The 17437-nt window shown below is 41.5% G+C and carries 18 protein-coding genes and 1 other annotated feature; of the genes, 7 read left to right on the forward strand and 11 right to left on the reverse strand.

Going from position 1 to position 17437, the window contains the following annotated elements:
• Positions 1 to 30: 30 nt before the first annotated feature.
• Positions 31 to 1602 carry a B12-binding domain-containing radical SAM protein gene (locus tag ACR5KR_RS31260; RefSeq protein WP_448269213.1) on the reverse strand — a complete coding sequence of 524 codons (1572 nt, stop codon included), beginning with the start codon at positions 1600 to 1602 and terminating at the stop codon, positions 31 to 33.
• 472 nt (positions 1603 to 2074) lie between these two features.
• Positions 2075 to 2242, reverse strand: a complete 168-nt coding sequence (locus ACR5KR_RS31265; protein ID WP_448269214.1) for a hypothetical protein — start codon at positions 2240 to 2242, stop codon at positions 2075 to 2077.
• Positions 2243 to 2891: 649 nt separating this feature from the next.
• On the opposite strand from ACR5KR_RS31265, the gene trpS reads away from it, so the two are divergent.
• The 3 genes from trpS to ACR5KR_RS31280 all read left to right on the forward strand — a co-directional run bounded on the left by trpS (position 2892) and on the right by ACR5KR_RS31280 (position 5880).
• Positions 2892 to 3902: a tryptophan--tRNA ligase gene (gene trpS, locus ACR5KR_RS31270; protein WP_322695404.1), complete on the forward strand. Its 1011-nt coding sequence runs from the start codon at positions 2892 to 2894 to the stop codon at positions 3900 to 3902.
• 58 nt (positions 3903 to 3960) lie between these two features.
• Positions 3961 to 4890 (forward strand): methylenetetrahydrofolate reductase, encoded by a 930-nt coding sequence (locus ACR5KR_RS31275; protein ID WP_448269215.1) that lies wholly within the window; start codon positions 3961 to 3963, stop codon positions 4888 to 4890.
• A 126-nt stretch (positions 4891 to 5016) separates the two neighbouring features.
• The gene (locus ACR5KR_RS31280; protein WP_448269216.1) at positions 5017 to 5880 is read left to right on the forward strand and encodes an Rpn family recombination-promoting nuclease/putative transposase; all 864 of its coding nucleotides are present in this window, start codon (positions 5017 to 5019) and stop codon (positions 5878 to 5880) included.
• Between the two features lie 228 nt (positions 5881 to 6108).
• Here the strand turns inward: ACR5KR_RS31280 and ACR5KR_RS31285 are convergent, their stop codons facing one another.
• The 3 genes from ACR5KR_RS31285 to ACR5KR_RS31295 all read right to left on the reverse strand — a co-directional run bounded on the left by ACR5KR_RS31285 (position 6109) and on the right by ACR5KR_RS31295 (position 8382).
• Positions 6109 to 6354, reverse strand: coding sequence for a hypothetical protein (locus tag ACR5KR_RS31285; RefSeq protein WP_322686256.1), 246 nt, complete (start codon positions 6352 to 6354; stop codon positions 6109 to 6111).
• Positions 6355 to 6739: 385 nt separating this feature from the next.
• Positions 6740 to 7294: a phosphate-starvation-inducible PsiE family protein gene (locus tag ACR5KR_RS31290; RefSeq protein ID WP_322686257.1), complete on the reverse strand. Its 555-nt coding sequence runs from the start codon at positions 7292 to 7294 to the stop codon at positions 6740 to 6742.
• 179 nt (positions 7295 to 7473) lie between these two features.
• Entirely contained in the window at positions 7474 to 8382 is a 909-nt protein-coding gene (locus tag ACR5KR_RS31295; protein WP_448269217.1) for a tetratricopeptide repeat protein, read from the reverse strand.
• A gap of 266 nt (positions 8383 to 8648) precedes the next feature.
• On the opposite strand from ACR5KR_RS31295, the gene ACR5KR_RS31300 reads away from it, so the two are divergent.
• The 4 genes from ACR5KR_RS31300 to ACR5KR_RS31315 all read left to right on the forward strand — a co-directional run bounded on the left by ACR5KR_RS31300 (position 8649) and on the right by ACR5KR_RS31315 (position 13616).
• Positions 8649 to 10697 carry an elongation factor G gene (locus tag ACR5KR_RS31300; RefSeq protein ID WP_448269218.1) on the forward strand — a complete coding sequence of 683 codons (2049 nt, stop codon included), beginning with the start codon at positions 8649 to 8651 and terminating at the stop codon, positions 10695 to 10697.
• Between the two features lie 323 nt (positions 10698 to 11020).
• On the forward strand, positions 11021 to 11917 hold the full coding sequence (locus tag ACR5KR_RS31305; protein WP_448269219.1) for an SPFH domain-containing protein: 897 nt from the start codon (positions 11021 to 11023) through the stop codon (positions 11915 to 11917).
• An 89-nt stretch (positions 11918 to 12006) separates the two neighbouring features.
• Positions 12007 to 12966: a hypothetical protein gene (locus ACR5KR_RS31310; RefSeq protein ID WP_448269220.1), complete on the forward strand. Its 960-nt coding sequence runs from the start codon at positions 12007 to 12009 to the stop codon at positions 12964 to 12966.
• Positions 12966 to 13616 (forward strand): Uma2 family endonuclease, encoded by a 651-nt coding sequence (locus ACR5KR_RS31315; RefSeq protein ID WP_448269221.1) that lies wholly within the window; start codon positions 12966 to 12968, stop codon positions 13614 to 13616. The genes ACR5KR_RS31310 and ACR5KR_RS31315 overlap by 1 nt, the downstream gene beginning before the upstream one ends.
• 262 nt (positions 13617 to 13878) lie before the next feature.
• Here ACR5KR_RS31315 and rplL read toward each other — a convergent pair whose 3' ends face one another.
• From rplL to secE, 6 genes are all read right to left on the reverse strand, one after another.
• Positions 13879 to 14271, reverse strand: a complete 393-nt coding sequence (gene rplL, locus ACR5KR_RS31320) for a 50S ribosomal protein L7/L12 (RefSeq protein WP_445629080.1) — start codon at positions 14269 to 14271, stop codon at positions 13879 to 13881.
• Between the two features lie 93 nt (positions 14272 to 14364).
• Positions 14365 to 14949, reverse strand: a complete 585-nt coding sequence (gene rplJ, locus ACR5KR_RS31325) for a 50S ribosomal protein L10 (RefSeq protein ID WP_448269222.1) — start codon at positions 14947 to 14949, stop codon at positions 14365 to 14367.
• 63 nt (positions 14950 to 15012) lie between these two features.
• Positions 15013 to 15179: a sequence feature (ribosomal protein L10 leader region), on the reverse strand.
• A gap of 71 nt (positions 15180 to 15250) precedes the next feature.
• Positions 15251 to 15964 (reverse strand): 50S ribosomal protein L1, encoded by a 714-nt coding sequence (rplA, locus tag ACR5KR_RS31330; protein WP_448269223.1) that lies wholly within the window; start codon positions 15962 to 15964, stop codon positions 15251 to 15253.
• A 116-nt stretch (positions 15965 to 16080) separates the two neighbouring features.
• Positions 16081 to 16506, reverse strand: coding sequence for a 50S ribosomal protein L11 (gene rplK, locus ACR5KR_RS31335; RefSeq protein WP_448269224.1), 426 nt, complete (start codon positions 16504 to 16506; stop codon positions 16081 to 16083).
• A gap of 6 nt (positions 16507 to 16512) precedes the next feature.
• A complete protein-coding gene (nusG, locus tag ACR5KR_RS31340) occupies positions 16513 to 17154 on the reverse strand; it encodes a transcription termination/antitermination protein NusG (RefSeq protein WP_445629083.1) in 642 nt (213 codons plus the stop codon).
• The gene (gene secE / locus ACR5KR_RS31345; RefSeq protein ID WP_292734334.1) at positions 17154 to 17375 is read right to left on the reverse strand and encodes a preprotein translocase subunit SecE; all 222 of its coding nucleotides are present in this window, start codon (positions 17373 to 17375) and stop codon (positions 17154 to 17156) included. The genes nusG and secE overlap by 1 nt, the downstream gene beginning before the upstream one ends.
• Positions 17376 to 17437: the final 62 nt, after the last annotated feature.

The raw sequence follows: 17437 nt of genomic DNA on the forward strand, positions 1-17437 counted from the left end.
TCCCCAAACCCTATTTTGAGTTCAAAATGCTTATCCGAACCGTATTGCAGGTGTAGGCGTAGTCAGGGGATCGAATCCTAATTGCTCAGTAATGCGCTCTCTGGCTAAAAGGCGGTATTCCCAAAAATGCTCGCCAGCAGCACATAAACCCAAATACATATTCACAAATTGCGGCTTGGTACGGAGAATAGCCCAAAGTTGTTGCCAAAATTGACCGCGAATTTCTTGCCGTTGCCAACCTTGTCGCCAAAGTAAGTTTGCAAGTAGTCGCAGTCCTTTGCCAGGGGGAAAATACATTGTCTGCTGTAGTTGGGGATTAGGTGTAATCTTCAGGCATTGTTCAAAACAACGTCGGAGATAGTTTTTGGGTTCGTACATTCTCCAAATTGCCTCTAAATATTCTTTAGCAACTTCAGCCATTGGCCGGGTAGGAACAAAATTCATTAAGGAATTCTGATCCCCCACCTCCGTACCTCCAAATCCTTCTAATAATCGCTCTTCTCGTTTTAGTCTTTCCCAGAGGGCAGTATTGGGAATAGCTTGCAGTATACCGAGCATCGGTTGAGGAATGCTGGTTTCTTCAATAAAAGCTTGAATTCGCTCCCCAGCGCCAGCCTTTTCTCCATCAAAACCAATGATAAATCCTGCATAGATTAACAATCCGGCTTCATTGATGGTACGACAGGCTTCTAACAGGGGATTGCGGGTATTTTGAAACTTGCGAGTGACTTGCAAGCTGTCTTGGTCTGGTGTTTCAATACCCAAAAAGACTGAGTAGAAACCAGCTTTAGCCATTAATTCTAATAGCTCAGAATCTTCTGCTAGGTTGACGGAAGCTTCAGTCAGGAAGGTGAAGGGATAATTACGTTCCTGCATCCACGGAATTAACTCTTGTAAAAGACGTTTTACATTGCGTTTATTGCCGATGAAATTATCATCCACAACGAACAGAGATCCGCGCCAGCCTAAGTCATAAAGGGTTTGGAGTTCTGCTAAAGTTTGACTGGGTTCTTTAGTGCGTGGTTTGCGACCGTATAGATTGATGATGTCACAGAATTCGCATTCAAAAGGACAACCGCGAGAAAACTGGATTGCCATCATTAAGTAATCATCTCGTTTGAGTAAATCAAAGCGAGGGATAGGGCTTTGGGTTACATCTGGTTTTTCAAGAGCGCGAAAGGTTCCTTGTTCTTCACCTTTAGCGATCGCATCTAAAAACTGTGGAACTGTAATCTCTCCTTCATCTAAAATCAAATAGTTAGCTCCTGCTTTTTGGGCAGGTTCTGGCACTGAAGTCGGATAAGGCCCACCTACAGCAACTTTTTTCCCCAGCTGTGCTGCTTTGTGAATTTGCACGAGAAAATCTTCTTTCTGTGCAAGCATGGCAGAAAGAATCACGATGTCGCACCATTGCCAATCAGCATCTGTTTCTTGGTTAACATTGCGATCGTAAAACCGAACTTCCCAGTCTGTTGGTAGCATAGCAGCAACAGTCAGAATCCCTAGCGGTGGAATAAATGCTTTAAGTCCCGCTATTTTCATAAATTCGTCGTAAGACCAAAACGTTTTCGGAAAGCGGGGGTAAAGTAAGAGTACTTTCATTGCTGTAGTCCTCTAATTAAATTTTGGTTGAAAAATTTTTTCTTTTGACAAATCCGAGTTTTGGATGGTCATTGCAGAGATGATGCTACGATCCCACTACCTTTATTCTTGCTCTATCTGTTTTTAGATAGACATTTGCATCAGCAAAGATAATTTTTTAGTCAGTTAGCAGGATGACCGCCGTTGTCATAAAATATAATGGCGGATTTGTGCAACGAAAAACTGCCAGACCAATCGTCTGCTAGTAAATCCAGAAATAATTGAGCATTTTTATATGTCAGAGTAGTAAAGCTTTCATCAGTAGACTCTCCTGAGTGAAAAAATTAACTCATAATGTTGAGATTACTGCTACTTTCTCTAAAAAGAATTTAAATTTTGTCTATTTTTGTAAATCAAAAGTACATAAACTGCTTTGATGAGGAGAAAAAGTTTTTATTACGGCGTTTTGCAGTTTAGTATTTCTATTGCCGTGTTATGTAAACGCAACCTTTTGCAATGCGATTGCATCGACTAACAATGCCATTGTATGAACTAACAATGCGATTGCATCGACTAACAATGCCATTGTATGAACTAACAATGTGATTGCATTGACTGACAATGCCATTGTATGAACTAACAATGCGATTGCATTGACCAACAATGCGATTGCATCGGCTTTTTATTTACAACAGACTACAGTCAAGCTTTACAATACCTACTCTATAAGCTGTCAAAAGTACACTAATGGACTAACAGTTTGTCTCGTTCTCATGCTCTGCATGGGAATGCTCCTCGTTGAGGCTCTGCCTCCAATTTAGCATTGAGTCAGAGACTCAATGAATGCATTCCCAGTCGAAGACTGGGAACGAGGAAAATCTTATCAAGCTAGGTTTTTAGGAGTTGTGTATACACGGTAGGTTTTCTAAAGGGGGGAGTATGTCAAAATACATACTCTATAAGCTGTCAAAAGTACACTAGTGGACTAACAGTTAAAAAATATACGTACCCTGCGGGACGCTTTGCGTTTGCATAAGCGTCCCGCAGGGTACGTAGGGGCGCAAGGTCTTGCGCCCCACAAATCTAGAAATAATTTGGGATAATTTATTTTTTGCAAGTCCCTAAGTTGTCGTTCTTCTTTGTGAAGAGTTTCTATAACAATCGGAGTTGAGTTAAAATCTCTTATTCCACAACGGCGAGTTGACCTGGAAAATGTCAAAATTAAATCAGTTTTGCGTAGGCGCAAGCAACTTGTCGCCAGACATCGCCACTTGACATAGCGCGGATTTGAGATAACTAAGTTGAAATTTATGGGCAAGCAACGTGTTCTTTCTGGAGTTCAACCAACCGGCAATTACCATCTAGGTAACTATTTGGGAGCCATTCGCAACTGGGTAGAAGGTCAGAGCGAATACGAAAATTACCTTTTTGTGGCTGATTTACACGCGATTACAGTGCCACACGACCCAAAACAGTTGGCAGCTGATACCTACACTCTTGCTGCTCTTTATCTAGCTTGTGGTCTTGATTTAAATCACTCCACTATCTTTGTACAATCCCACGTTTCGGCCCACAGTGAACTCACTTGGTTGCTCAACTGCATTACGCCTCTGAACTGGCTGCAAGATATGATCCAGTTCAAAGAAAAGGCTGTTAAACAAGGAGAAAATGTGAGTGCAGGCTTACTGGATTACCCTGTGCTGATGTCAGCTGATATTTTGCTTTACCAAGCCGATAAAGTGCCAGTGGGTGAAGACCAAAAGCAACATTTGGAATTGACACGGGATATTGCAGCTCGCTTAAATCACCAATTTGGTAAACCAGAACAACCAGTTTTGAAGTTACCAGACCCTTTGATTCGCAAAGAAGGGGCAAGGGTGATGAGTTTAGCGGACGGTACGCGCAAAATGTCGAAGTCCGATCCTTCAGAGTTAAGCCGAATCAGTTTGCTAGATTCACCAGAGCAGATTCAATACAAAATTAAGCGTTGTAAAACCGATCCGATTCGGGGGCTGACTTTTGACGATCCAGCGCGTCCAGAGTGTAATAATTTGTTAACGCTCTATACATTGCTGTCAGGGAAGAAAAAGGAAGATGTGGCAGTTGAGTGTCAGGATATGGGCTGGGGACAGTTCAAGCCATTGTTGACAGATACAATTATTGAGTCTCTCAAACCAATCCAAGAAAAATATCACTCGATAACGGCGGATAAAAGCTATTTGGAGTCTGTGTTGCGGGATGGAGGGGAAAAAGCTAGAGCGATCGCAAATCAAACTTTATCACAGGTAAAAGCTGCTTTAGGCTACTCTCTTCCTCTATAAGTTTTCGCTTTTCGGTGTGATTGGCTATACCATTTAAGAAATTGAAAGTCTTAATGTTATGCATCACACCCACAGCCCCACAGGTTTAAATGACTTTCGCAGAGCTGTACAAGCAGGTGAATTTCTAGTTACCGCCGAGGTAGCACCGCCGAAGGGGGGAGATCCAACGCACATGATTCAAATGGCGGCGACTCTTAAGGGGAGAGTTCATGCCGTCAATGTTACTGATGGTAGCCGCGCCGTGTTAAGGATGTCTTCGTTAATGGCGTCGGTGATTTTATCACAGAATGGCATAGAGCCGATTTGTCAAATTGCTTGCCGCGATCGCAATCGCATCGGTTTACAAGCTGATTTGATGGGCGCTCATGCTTTAGGCATAAATAACATTTTAGCTTTGACTGGCGACCCTGTAAAAGCAGGCGATCATGCAGATGCCAAAGCAGTGTTTGACTTGGAAGCTGTGCGATTGCTGCAACTGATTCGGAAGATGAATCAAGGCGTTGATTGCAATGAAAAACCCTTGACTGATGGAGCCTTAGATTTATTTGTTGGTGCAGCAGTAGATCCGCAATGTAAAAGTTGGTCGGGTTTACAAAGTCGATTTGAACGTAAAATCGAAGCTGGAGCGCAGTTTTTTCAAAGTCAGTTGATTACTGATTTTGATCTGCTAGAAAAGTTTATGGATACCATTGCTGCTGGTTATAAAAAACCAATTTTGGCAGGAATATTTCTGTTGAAATCAGCCAAAAATGCTCAGTTTATTAATAGATGTGTTCCGGGTGTAAATATTCCCCAACATATTATTGATAGATTGGCAAAAGCCAAAGACCCTTTTGAGGAAGGGATGAAAATTGCTGCCGAACAAGTGCAGATAGCGCGGCAATTATGTCAGGGTGTACACATGATGGCGGTGAAGCGTGAAGATGCGATCGCGCCAATTTTAGATTTGGCTGGGATTGCTCCAGTGAATCAATTGGTATCTATGTAAATTAGAGAATGAATCTTTTATGAAAGCAGATGGTTATTCCTATCTGCTTTTTTTGTGTTGAAACAGACGCATTTACACTATTTTTGATAGACTTTCAATATCCTATGTTCCCTTGACTAAATCTAGGTGCAAACTGACAAAATATTTTATAGCTTATTTCAAGCTTTTCCTAGCATATTTTTTGCCATAATTGGCGACACGACTGCCAATATCAACGCATATCAATTTGTTTCAGTCGAGCTAAAAGAAACTGCTTTTAGGATTGATGGGGTATTCATCCCCACAAGTGAAACTACGAACCAACCACTTTACTTTGTTGAAGTTCAGTTTCAATTAGACGCAAATTTTTATAGACGCTTCTTTGCCGAAATCTTTCTTTACTTGCGTCAAAACGAATCAGTCAATTTTTGGCGTGCAGTTGTTATCTATCCGCAACGAAATTTAGATCCAAACGATCGGCTACCATATCAGCTGCTGCTAGACAGTTCACAAGTACAACGCATTTATCTAGATGAATTAAATTCGACAGATAACTCACTTCAAGTTGCGATCGTTAAATTAATTATCGAAAGAGAAGAGACAGCTGTTGACAAAGGTAGAGAATTGATCTTACAAGCGAGGCAACAACTGGCAGATGAATCTACCAGCAAGCAAATTGTAGAATTGATAGAGACTATTCTGTTGTACAAATTTACCCGGTTAAGCCGAGAGGAGTTAGCAGAAATGTTGGGTATAGACGACGAATTCAAAAAAACGCGGATGTATCAATCAATCAAGGCAGATGGCTTAGAAGAAGGTCGCCAAGAAGGTCGCCAAGAAGGTCGCCAGGAAGGTCGCCAGGAAGGTCGCCAGGAAGGTCGCCAGGAAGGTCGCCAGGAAGCTAAGTTAGAAGCTATTCCCCGATTGCTGGCATTGGGATTGAGTGTAGAGCAAGTGGCGGTGGCTCTCGATTTAACGGTGGCGCAAGTAGAGCAAGCAGCCCAGGATTAGTCTATCGAATAGTGGGCGGTGCTTGCGTCTAATTTAATCAGCAAGTGCGACGCCGATAGCGTACTCCTTTCCTGCGGAACGCTACGCGAACAAAGAAGCAAGCTACGCTTTTAGTGTCTCGTAGAGAGCGTCATAGCCTGTTTTAAACATCGCCTCTTTTGGTTTTAGCTAAACTAAACTAGAAGCGATGTCTACGACGGGCTTACGCCTACGAACTCAAAACCTGGGTTACATCTTACCGTGTTGCAGCACTTGTTGTAGATGTTGGCGAATCTCTTGTGCGTGTTCAATATCAGATTGCCGCAATTTTTGGAACAACTCTACACAAGGTTGAGAACCTACTTGTTCTGCATCTTTGATGTATGTATCGTAAGCTTTAACAGCTTCAGCCTTGTTGTGCAAAACGGTGATAAAATCATACTCCAAGTCGCTAATCGCTGTTTGAGATTGTCCGTTACCTGTATTTGTAGCCATTGCTTGAACCTCTTTTAGAATTTCTAATTAACGTTATATTCACCCTTAAAGAGCGATTCATCTTCCAAAAAGAGTATATTTCAATACGTCGGAAGTACCTTGCAAAAGTAGGTTATACCCTTTTAGATTTCAGAGCCATCCAAGTTCCTGATATAGTCTCAAACAAAAGAGTGGAGAGTAGGAAAATACTTTTTCACCACTCTCCACTAGTAATCCACCAAGTGAACTTGGCGGGATAAAGGAGAAGGGGGAAGGGGTAAAGGGTTTAAATCCCAAACCCAGTACCCTTTCTCCTTTCCCCAGTCCTCACTTAGCATTTTTGGGTTGACAGACTACTAGAGACACGATGAATCGCGTCTCTCCCACTCCCCATTTTCATAACAATTTATCCAAGGGGTTGATTCTCATCACATTGACGTGAATACTGTAATTCCAATTCGTTTTGGCGTTCTCTACCTCCCCTATACACAACCGGACAAAACTTAGTATTAGCACTCATACAATCCATGTGTGGTGTTTTAGCGCATACCACGAGTAGTCCACCCAAAACAAATAACAAACCACAAATTGCAAGCGTATTAACCCAAGAAATTTCCAGCGCTCCGTGAACTACTACCTCTCGCAGTAGAGATACAATTGTTACCTCAACTGCCACTCCTACAGAGATACTATGTTCTTGCAAATAGACCATTAATAGTCGAAATAACTCGACTAAAATCAACACAAATAGTATTTTTGCAGTCACATGTTTATAGTCTAGTGGCTGCATGAGGGCGATAGCTATCCCCCACAATTGGATTAGCATGACGGCGAACAAACCCAAACACAAAACAATCACAATTAAGTCTTGAAAGGCTTCCATGTTGCGAACAATTGATTGCCGATCGAGCCAGCGATCGCTAAATAAAAATCGACTTTTCTGGCGCTTTTGCATGTACATTTTTCCAATCGGGACTAGTTCAGACAACACCAGCGAGTCAACCCAATAGTTTTATGTTATGCAATATTAAGTTTTTGTGCCTCAGCGAGGTTGGTAATTTATCAGTCATTGGTCATTGGTCATTGGTTTTAGACAAAGGACAAATAACTAATGACTAATGACTAATGACAATTTACTATTCATTTTAAATTTTGTGCTTGTTGTAACAATTGCTCCGCATTTTTCGCCCACTGGGGATTTTTTTGAGCATTGTATAAATCTCTAGCAAATTGCAATACTTGTACTGCATCGCCATATTGCTGTAACTGGATAAAAACTAACCCAGCACCATAATAAGCATTGGGATAGTTAGAGTTAGCTTCAGCCGATTTTCTAAACGCCTCTAATGCTTCTTGTAATTTACTTTGCTGAAAAAAAATTGAGCCGAGATTGTAGTAAGCTTCTGGATACTTGGGATTAATCTTCAATGCCTGATAAAATGCACTTCTGGCTGGGTCGAGTTTACCTTGTTGGAGATAACACATCCCTATATGGTAAGGAGGCTCTGGTGCATTTTTGCTATATTCTACAGCTTTTTTAAAAGATGCGATCGCTTGCTTACAATCTCGTTGCTGTTCTCGTACTAACCCCAAGTTATAGTGGGCAAATCCGAGTTTGGGATCGAGTTCTAAGGCGCGTTGCAAGTAATCATTAGCTAACTTTAAATTATTGCCTTCTAACAACGCTCCACCTAAATTAGCAAAAGCTGGAGCAAATTTCGGATCGGCTTGCGTCGCCCGATAAAATGCATCCGCAGAGGGTTGTAATTGTCCCGTTTGTCGATATGCTAACCCCAGATTATAGTGCGCTGGTGCCAATGCCGGATCTAATTTAGCTGCTTGTTTAAAAGCTGCGATCGCATCTTGTACCTTTCCCGCCTGAATTGCTTGTAAGCCTTGGTTTAACCAGTCTACGGCAGTTTTAGGATTAGATTGTGCCAACTTTGAGGCGACAGGAGGAGATAAAGCAAGAGAGGGAGAGGAAATACTCATAATCAGCATCAAACTTACTAACCCTGCTATGCGATATTTAAAGAATGATAATTTCATTGATTTTCTGACTCGCGACACTTTCAGTTAAATTTACTTCATAAAAAGTTTTTTACAAAAGTTTTTGATTTGGGAGAAAAATTTGTGATACTTAACTTTTCTTAAGCTAAATCTTACGACAGGCTACAATTTTTTTAACTTTCGATTAAAGGGAGGATAATAACGAATTAAAGAAGGGGTAATTTTGACTCCAGAGAACCATTTTTTTATCCCTTAATATATACAGAATCATGCGGTTATAAAAGACTTACCGCAAGGGAGGTTTTATGAACGAAAAAGTAAAATCGGGTTCGCGGAACGTTGCAATTGTCGGGCCTTATTTAAGTGGAAAAACCACTTTACTAGAAAGCTTGTTATTTGTCACAGGGGCAATTTCCCGCAAAGGCAGTGTTAAGGACAGCAATACAGTGGGAGATAGTGCTGCCGAGTCGCGCGATCGCCACATGAGTGTAGAAGTCAGCGCCGCTAGCACTGAGTATAACGATATTCGCTTCACCTTTATTGACTGCCCGGGAAGCGTAGAATTTGCCCAAGAAACTTACAATGCTTTAATTGGAGTCGATGCAGCAATTGTAGTTTGCGAACCCATCCGCGAACGAGTCCTCACCCTCGCTCCACTATTTAAATTCCTAGACGATTGGGAAATTCCCCACCTCGTCTTCGTCAACAAAATGGATCGGGCAAATATTCACGTCCTAGAAACGTTGCACGCCCTGAAAGCAGTATCTAGCCGTCCCCTGGTAGCGCATCAATATCCCATCATGAATGGGGAACAACTCACCGGTTTTATTGATATGGTGAGCGAACAGGCATATAAATATCATCCAGGCGCACCAGCTGACCCCATCCCCTTTCCTGAAAGTTTAAAAGAAGAAGAACATATCGCACGGGCAGAAATGCTCGAAGCTTTAGCAAATTTTGATGACCATTTACTTGAAGAACTTTTAGAAGACATTGAGCCACCTCAAGAGGAAATCCTTAAAGATTTAAAAATGGAATTGGGTGCAGATTTGGTAGTGCCCGTTTTCTTTGGTGTGGCAGAACAAGATTATGGTGTTAGACCTCTATTAGAAGCCTTGTTACGAGAAGCCCCCGAACCAGAAACCACAGCAGAACGTCGTTTAAAAAACATCAAAGGTGATACAGCTTTAGCGCAGGTATTAAAAACTTACTACACTCCCCAAGGTGGCAAACTCTCTCTGGTGCGTGTTTGGCGTGGCAAATTAACTGATGGCATCGTCCTCAATGGCATTCGCACTGGGGGAATTTACCGTCTCATGGGACAACAACAGCAGTCAGTTAACCAAGTTAGTGCTGGTGAAATTGTTGCATTGAGCCGTTTAGAAGGAATCAAGACAGGGGATACAATCTCTATAGAACAACAGTCGGCAATCAAATTACCCAAAGCTGTAGAGTTGGAACCAGTGTATGCTCTCGCCATTACACCAGAAAAGCGCAACGATGAAGTTAAACTCAGCAGTGCCATCACCAAGTTATTAGAAGAAGACTGCTCACTTGCTTGGGAACAACACGGCGATACCCACGAAGTTATTCTTTGGGGTCAAGGCGAGATTCATTTACAAGTCGCCCTAGACAGACTGCGCCGCAAATATAATTTGCCAATGACAACCCACTTACCACAAGTGCCTTACAAAGAAACCATCCGCAAAACAGTGGCTTCAGTTCATGGACGCTACAAACACCAAAGCGGTGGTCACGGACAGTTTGGTGATGTTTTTCTCGAAATCAAGCCCTTACCACGCGGTACAGGTTTTAACTTTAATGAAACCATTGTCGGCGGCGTGGTTCCCAAACAGTATATTCCCGGCGTAGAAATGGGCGTGCGGGAATTTCTGACACACGGGCCTTTGGGCTTCCCAATAGTTGATTTAGCGGTAACTCTGACTAATGGTTCCTATCACAACGTTGATAGTTCCGAACAAGCCTTTAAGCAAGCTGCCCGATTGGCAATGCAAACGGGGATACCCCAAGCAGAACCTACCTTGTTAGAACCAATTCTGCGGGTAGATGTTACCACACCAAGCGAATTTACCTCCAAAGTGCTGCAACTGTTGAGTGGTAGACGAGGGCAGATTTTAGGCTATGAGGGGAGAAACGATTGGCAAGGCTGGGATAACGTCTCTGCATACTTGCCACAAGCAGAGATGCAAAATTTTATTGTAGAGTTGCGATCGCTCACCTTGGGCGTTGGTTCCTTCCACTGGGAATATGACCATCTCCAGGAAGTCCCAGAAAAGCTTGCCGAACGTGTCATTCACAGCAATGGCAATGGTAGTAACGGCAACGGCAAGTAATACCAATTTGAAAAAATAATGCGACAAATAGACCATTTGTAGAGACGCGATTCATCGCGTCTTTACCCAAGGATGTGTTGCAATCATTAATTGAATTGGTATAATTTTCAATTTTGAATTAATTGTAGAGTAGCGTAGGCTTTGCCCAATCTAGGCATCGCTCCAAAGCTAAGATTCCTGACTTCTGAGAAAAGTCGGGAATCTTTTTCAATCTGTAAAAAGATTCGTAAATCTTTAACTTGTGTGAAATGGTATTAGTTTCATAAAAGCATTTGGGAATTATGTGATTAAGTACATTCGTCTTAACTATACAGAAAAAACTCATGGGCTTTATAGTCTCTCTTGTAACTAGCCTAATTGCAATTCTCATCTATCTCAATACAAACAAGATATCTGATGAAAGGTCGCGTTTAGCAATACGTGGAATTATGATATTGATTGGCAGCATTGCAGTACTAAATTCTTTTTCTAGACTTTTGGTGATTGTCCCACCTGGTAATGTCGGTGTCGTCAATTTCTTTGGTGAGGTTTCTGAAACTACTCTTAATCCTGGTGTCCACTTGCTTAACCCCTTTAGCAAGGTGCTGAATTTTTCTACTCGCCTTAAGGATATAAAGGAAAATGTAGATGCAACATCCCAAGAAGGTTTGAGCCTAAATCTTGATGTCAGTCTTCAGTACAAGCTCGATCCGCAAAAGGCAGCTACAGTATATAAAACAATTGGAACTGATGAAACCCAACTAGTAATTTCCAGATTCCGCTCTACTGTCCGCGCCATCACAGCAAACTACCCAGCCAATGCTATTTACTCTACCAAACGCCAAGAAATCGCCCAAAAAATTGACCAACAACTCACCCAAGAGATACCAGCTTTGGGTTTCATCGTTGAGGAAGCTCTTTTAAGAAACATCAAAATGCCTGATACTCTACAAGCTGCAATTCAAAACAAACTCAAGACAGAGCAAGAAAATCAGCAGATGAAATTTGTTTTAGAGAAAGAGCGTCAAGAGGCAGAACGAAAGCTGATTGAAGCGCGAGGTATAGCCGATTCCCAAAAAATTCTCTCAAATGGACTTAGTAACCAAGTACTACAATTACGAGCGATTGAAGCCACAGAAAAGCTAGCTCAATCTAATAATTCTAAGCTGGTAATTATTGGTTCTGAAAAAGGCGCAGTGCCTATTATGATCCAGCCAGAAACAGGAACCTCAAAGCCCTAAAATTTTCTTATCAGGTCAATGTTTTGCTAAATAATTTTTGCTTAACTTACATCCACTTGGGAACATTCCCCTTTTTTGCAACCTTAGTCATGCAAAATAGCAACTTTTATCAAGAACTAGGCTATGAATTATTTATCTTTATTATTTTAGCAATTGGTGGATTTTTTTTGTATTTTATTATTCGAAAATCCATTATATTTTCAGAACATACTTCATCTAAATTAGTATTTAAAATTCAACCTAAGTTATCGCAGAGTATAGGGATAATTATGGTTGGAATTACATTAATTTTCTTATTAGCTACTTTGATGCTTGCACCCATTACTAAACTACACTGTAGCCGTTTATTCCAAAACGCATCGTTTTTCAATCAAGAAAAATATACATTCCAATGCGAATTACTGGAAATTGGCTTGTTCGATAATCAAGTGAGAACAGAAGTATTTTCGGAACTTAACTCAGTTAAAATTGAAGCTATTGATAATGAAAATAGCCATCGAGAAATCACTAAAACTTATCAATTATTACTATCTACTGATTTAGGCAATATTCCTTTTAAAAATTTAAGCTCTTATACAAAAAACTATAAACTTGACAAATTGTACTCAATAGCTGAGTCTATAAAATATTTTATAGAAAATCCTTCAGAAAAGACTTTATCAGTTTTACAGGATGACAGTGATGGAGTCTCCGCAGGTTTTCAAATTACAATATTCTTCGCGTTATTAGCGTTATTAATCATAGCATTGGGAAAAGTTACAATTTGTAACTTTGATAAAGAAACTAATACTATGACGATAAACCGATATCAATGGTTCGGGAAATTAGGAAAGGAAGTTATTCAGCATTCATTAAATGAGATTAAAGATGTAAAACTAGAACGCATAGAAGGAGAAGAAAGTGGCTGGCTTTATCGAGTTATTTTTGTATTAAACTCAGATGAAATAATACCTCTAACTCAGGTTTATAGTTCTGTTTATCAAGAGAAGCAACAATTAGTTGATTGTATTAAAACTTTTCTTCAAGATAAATCAGGTAATGATAAATAATGGTAACACTTCAATTACGACAATTAAGTATTCCACCGGGACATAGAGTAATACTCCACGATGTTAGCTGGCAAGAATTTGAGGCAATTTTAGAAGAACTTGGCGACCATCGAGCCACTCGATTGGCTTACAGCCAGGGAACTTTGGAGATGAGAATGCCATTACCCAAGCATGAAAAAGCCAAAGTTATCATTGGGGATTTGGTGAAAATTCTGTTGGAAGAGTTAGAAATTGACTGTGAAACATTTGGCTCAACCACTTTCAAACGTGAAGATATGGCTTTTGTTGTAGAGCCTGATGATTCTTTCTACATTCAAAATCATGCTCAAATGATTGGTAAAGAGCGAATAGACTTGAGGGTTGACCCGCCACCTGACCTTGCAATTGAAGTTGATGTGACTTCCAAAACTCAACTGGATGCCTACGAAGCATTAGGAGTTCCTGAACTGTGGCGATATGAAAATGGCAAGCTACAAATTAATATTCTTCAGGATGGCAAATACATTGAGTCTGAAATTAGTTCTAATTTTCCCAACTTGCCCATTGTTAAAGAAATTCCCCAGTTTGTCGAACAGAGCCGAACTTTAGGTAGAAGTCCAACGCTTAAAGCATTTCGTCAATGGGTAAGAAAGCAAATCAACCCAACTTAATATAACCCTTATTCTTTTTACAACAAATGAGCGTTGTAATACTTAATAGTATTTTTATATGCCAATACAGTTCAGTTAAGCATCTCTTTCTTCTCTCTGCGTACTCTGCGCCTTGGCGGTTCGTTAAAAAATTGACTTTGGTAACAGACTTTTAGCCTTAACTGAACCGTATTGTTTTATATGCAACAGAAAACTTTGCGGTTCTAGAAAAAAAGGAGCCTAAGTTAGGCTCCTTAATAAAAAAGTGGTAATAGAATTGTGACTACTTGATAGTTACCTTACCACCAGCTTCTTCGATGCGCTTCTTAGCATCTTCAGCAGCATCCTTAGCAACACCTTCTTTAACTGCCTTGGGCGCAGCTTCCACCAAGTCTTTAGCTTCTTTCAGACCCAAACCGGTCAATTCGCGGACAATCTTCAACACGGCAATTTTCTTATCAGCTGGGACTGATTCGAGAACCACTTCAAACTCAGTTTGCTCTTCTACGGCTTCAGGAGCCGCAGCAGCAGCAGCACCAGGGCCTGCGAACGATACACCAACAGGTGCAGCAGCACTTACACCAAAAGCTTCTTCAATTTGCTTGACTAACTCAGAAGCTTCCAGCAAAGAAAGACCTTTTAGTTGTTCTAAAATTTGATCGGTTGCAGCAGACATTGATATAACTCCTGTAATTTTGATTATTTATTTGTCATCGGTCATTGGTCTTTGACTATAGACTTTTGACTTTTGACTGATGAACCACAAAGTCTATTCAGCAGCAGTTTCAGTGCTACTATCTTGGACAGCAGCAGTTTCGGTACTACCACCACTTTGCTCTTGGTCGGCCACAGCCTGCAAAGCACGAGCCAGCGAACCAGGAACTTCGTTGATACCCACAGCAATCTTGGTAGCCAAAGCGTTGATAGCCCCAGCAATTTGGGCGATGAGTTGTTCCTTAGATGGCAAGTCTCCTAGTACCTTGACATCAGGTTCTTTGAGTAGGCGACCTTCCAGTACACCACCGCGAAGTTCTGTCTTCTTGGTGACTTTTTGGAATTCTTGGTATGCCTTAATTGCCGATGAAAAATCATCTTTTACCAGCAAAAAGGCGGAAGAACCATTGAGCAATTCTGACAAAGGCTGCCATTTTTCATCGTCTTTGATAGCAATGCCCATTAAGGTGTTCTTTGTCACCTTACAAACAGTGCCACTGGGACGTAACCGCCGCCGTAAGTCTGTGATTTCTGAAACTGTTAGCCCCTGATAATCAATTACCAGTGCCAGAGTTGACTCACTCAAAGTTTCTTTGAGGTCAGCTACTATTTCTTGTTTATTTTCTAGTGTTCTACCCATTCCAATCTCACCTCCTTAAAACAATCGGGGAAGTGCCCTAGTTGTGTGTTTTTTCTCAACCTGAACCCAAACAACAAACCCCAGCTAATATAGCCGGGGTTGGTAGTAAGACTCTTGACGCCATAGTTATCACACCTTTGTGGGTGGTAATTCTGACAATTAGAGTTTTAACCTCGGCAGGATATTAAGTTATTAGCACCTGCTGTCTCCGGCTTTGCTTATTTAATTTTGTCATTTGTCATTTGTCCTTTGTCCTTTGCCCTTTACAAATGACAAATGACTAAGGACTAATGACTAAAAATTAACTAGCTTCGCTCAGTTTCAAATCTCGTAGGGCGGTGACATCAATTTTAATTGATGGTCCCATTGTGGCTGACACATAAAATGTGCGCCAATAACGACCTTTAGCTCCTGAAGGACGATTGCGGTCAATCGTTTCCTGCAATGCCTTTAGGTTAACTAACAAATCTTCAGGCGAGAAGGTTGTCTTACCAAACATAACATGGACAATACCAGTTCGGTCAGCTCGGAATTCTAATTTACCTGCTTTGAATTCTGCGATCGCACTTGCTAAGTCAAATGTTACAGTTCCACCCTTGGGCGATGGCATCAAACCACGCGGTCCAAGCAACTTACCCAGCTTTGCCACCTGTGGCATCACATCGGGTGTGGCAATCAGCTTGTCAAAATCCAGTCTACCTTTCTGGATTTCGTCAATCAGTTCTTCTGAACCAACTAAATCAGCACCAGCACTGCTAGCTTCATTTACCTTTTCGCCTCTGGCTATCACCGCCACCCGAACGATTTGTCCTGTACCTTTGGGCAGTGCTACCGTTGTCCGCAACTGTTGGTCTGTATACTTGGGGTCAATTCCCAACCGGATATGCGCTTCCGCAGCTTCGGTAAATTTAGCTGTTGCTGTGTCTTTAAGAAGGGCTAAAGCCTCTAGGGGTTGATAGTCCTTATCTTCTACTTTTGCTTGCAGACCCTGCAAACGACGTGATATTTTTGCCATTTTTTTCTCCTGGGGTAATTCCGAAGCCTCGCCTCTCCCCCGATAATTTTTGGTTATTTGTCCTTTGTCATTTGTCCTTCGTCACTTACCAATGACTAATGACCAATGACTCATGACTAATCCGTAACTGTTACACCCATATTTTTAGCCGTTCCTGCTACAATCTTCATTGCCGCGTCTATGTCGTTGGCATTGAGGTCAGGGAGTTTGGTTTGGGCTATTTCTTGCAATTGTGCTTTGGTAATTGACCCAACTTTCTTTTTGTTGGGTTCATTTGAGCCTTTTTCAACTTTCGCCGCCTTCCGAATCAGTACTGATGCGGGTGGCGTTTTGAGTACGAATGTAAAACTCCGGTCTTCAAAAACCGAAATTTCTACAGGTATCACCATTCCAGCTTGGTCTGCTGTTTTGGCGTTGTACTCTTTACAAAACATCATGATGTTGACACCATGTTGACCCAAGGCGGGACCAACTGGCGGTGCTGGGTTGGCTTTTCCAGCGTTCAGGGCCAGTTTAATGATCGCCACTACTTTCTTCGCCATTTGTATTTAACTCTGTTTCTCTACCTGATTAAATTCCAATTCTACTGGTGTATCCCTGCCGAAAATTGAGAGCAAGGCTTTAAGTTTACTCCGTTCTGGAGAGACTTCAATTACCTCGCCTTCAAAGTCTTTAAATGGACCAGAAAGCACCATTATCTTATCACCAGTAGCCATGTCAATTTTGACAACAGCTTCTTGTTCGCTGGTTTGTTTGAATATACGTTCAACTTCTGAAGAACTCAGTGGTATGGGGTTGACATGACCGCGACCCTTGCTGCTACCACGTTTTTGTTCTGAACCGACAAAGTTAATTACATGAGAGGTGTTGCGTACCACCTGCCAAGTATCATCATCCATCATCATCCGCACCAGCACATAACCAGGGAAAACTTTTTCTTCTGTATGCTGGCGACTGCCATCTTTACGGATTTTCACCGCTGGCGTCTGCGGAATTTCTACCTGGATAATTTTGTCAGCTACATCAAAAGTTTGAATGCGTTGCTCTAAGTTAGTCTTTACACGCTTTTCACAGCCTGAAGCTACTTGTACTGCATACCAGCGTGCTTCTTTTGATGCTGCTTCTGCTGCTTCTGCTGTTTCTTCTGACTGCAACGTTGAGTTGCGTGGTTCATCTGTTGCAAAACTCATTAGAACACCTGTTTTGCTGCCCAATGAAACAATCCATCGACCAAGTATATCAAAGATGCGGAGAGTGCCACCATTAACAATACAGCGGCGGATTCGCTCACTATCTGTTTCCGACTGGGCCAAACTACTTTTTCAAGTTCTTCTTTGGTTCCCTGGATGAAGTTGCCAAAGCTAAACCCATTTGTGGTTTCTGGCAATTCTGCTTCACTTTTTTTGGCCACGACCGTTTATCCCCCGTTTCTTATACTAGATCCTGTTTAATTGTCATCTAGGTTTGCAGTTT

It is taken from the genome of Nostoc sp. DSM 114159, assembly GCF_053470285.1.

Excerpts from the sequence above, each read along its gene's own strand:
- ACR5KR_RS31305 (WP_448269219.1), top strand. The coding sequence starts at position 11,021 with ATGGGCTTTATAGTCTCTCTTGTAACTAGCCTAATTGCAATTCTCATC.
- ACR5KR_RS31275 (WP_448269215.1), top strand. The coding sequence starts at position 3,961 with ATGCATCACACCCACAGCCCCACAGGTTTAAATGACTTTCGCAGAGCT.
- trpS (WP_322695404.1), top strand. The coding sequence starts at position 2,892 with ATGGGCAAGCAACGTGTTCTTTCTGGAGTTCAACCAACCGGCAATTAC.
- rplA (WP_448269223.1), bottom strand. The coding sequence starts at position 15,964 with ATGGCAAAAATATCACGTCGTTTGCAGGGTCTGCAAGCAAAAGTAGAA.
- rplK (WP_448269224.1), bottom strand. The coding sequence starts at position 16,506 with ATGGCGAAGAAAGTAGTGGCGATCATTAAACTGGCCCTGAACGCTGGA.
- ACR5KR_RS31260 (WP_448269213.1), bottom strand. The coding sequence starts at position 1,602 with ATGAAAGTACTCTTACTTTACCCCCGCTTTCCGAAAACGTTTTGGTCT.
- rplL (WP_445629080.1), bottom strand. The coding sequence starts at position 14,271 with ATGTCTGCTGCAACCGATCAAATTTTAGAACAACTAAAAGGTCTTTCT.
- nusG (WP_445629083.1), bottom strand. The coding sequence starts at position 17,154 with ATGAGTTTTGCAACAGATGAACCACGCAACTCAACGTTGCAGTCAGAA.
- ACR5KR_RS31315 (WP_448269221.1), top strand. The coding sequence starts at position 12,966 with ATGGTAACACTTCAATTACGACAATTAAGTATTCCACCGGGACATAGA.
- ACR5KR_RS31310 (WP_448269220.1), top strand. The coding sequence starts at position 12,007 with ATGCAAAATAGCAACTTTTATCAAGAACTAGGCTATGAATTATTTATC.
- ACR5KR_RS31295 (WP_448269217.1), bottom strand. The coding sequence starts at position 8,382 with ATGAAATTATCATTCTTTAAATATCGCATAGCAGGGTTAGTAAGTTTG.
- ACR5KR_RS31290 (WP_322686257.1), bottom strand. The coding sequence starts at position 7,294 with ATGTACATGCAAAAGCGCCAGAAAAGTCGATTTTTATTTAGCGATCGC.
- ACR5KR_RS31300 (WP_448269218.1), top strand. The coding sequence starts at position 8,649 with ATGAACGAAAAAGTAAAATCGGGTTCGCGGAACGTTGCAATTGTCGGG.
- ACR5KR_RS31285 (WP_322686256.1), bottom strand. The coding sequence starts at position 6,354 with ATGGCTACAAATACAGGTAACGGACAATCTCAAACAGCGATTAGCGAC.
- rplJ (WP_448269222.1), bottom strand. The coding sequence starts at position 14,949 with ATGGGTAGAACACTAGAAAATAAACAAGAAATAGTAGCTGACCTCAAA.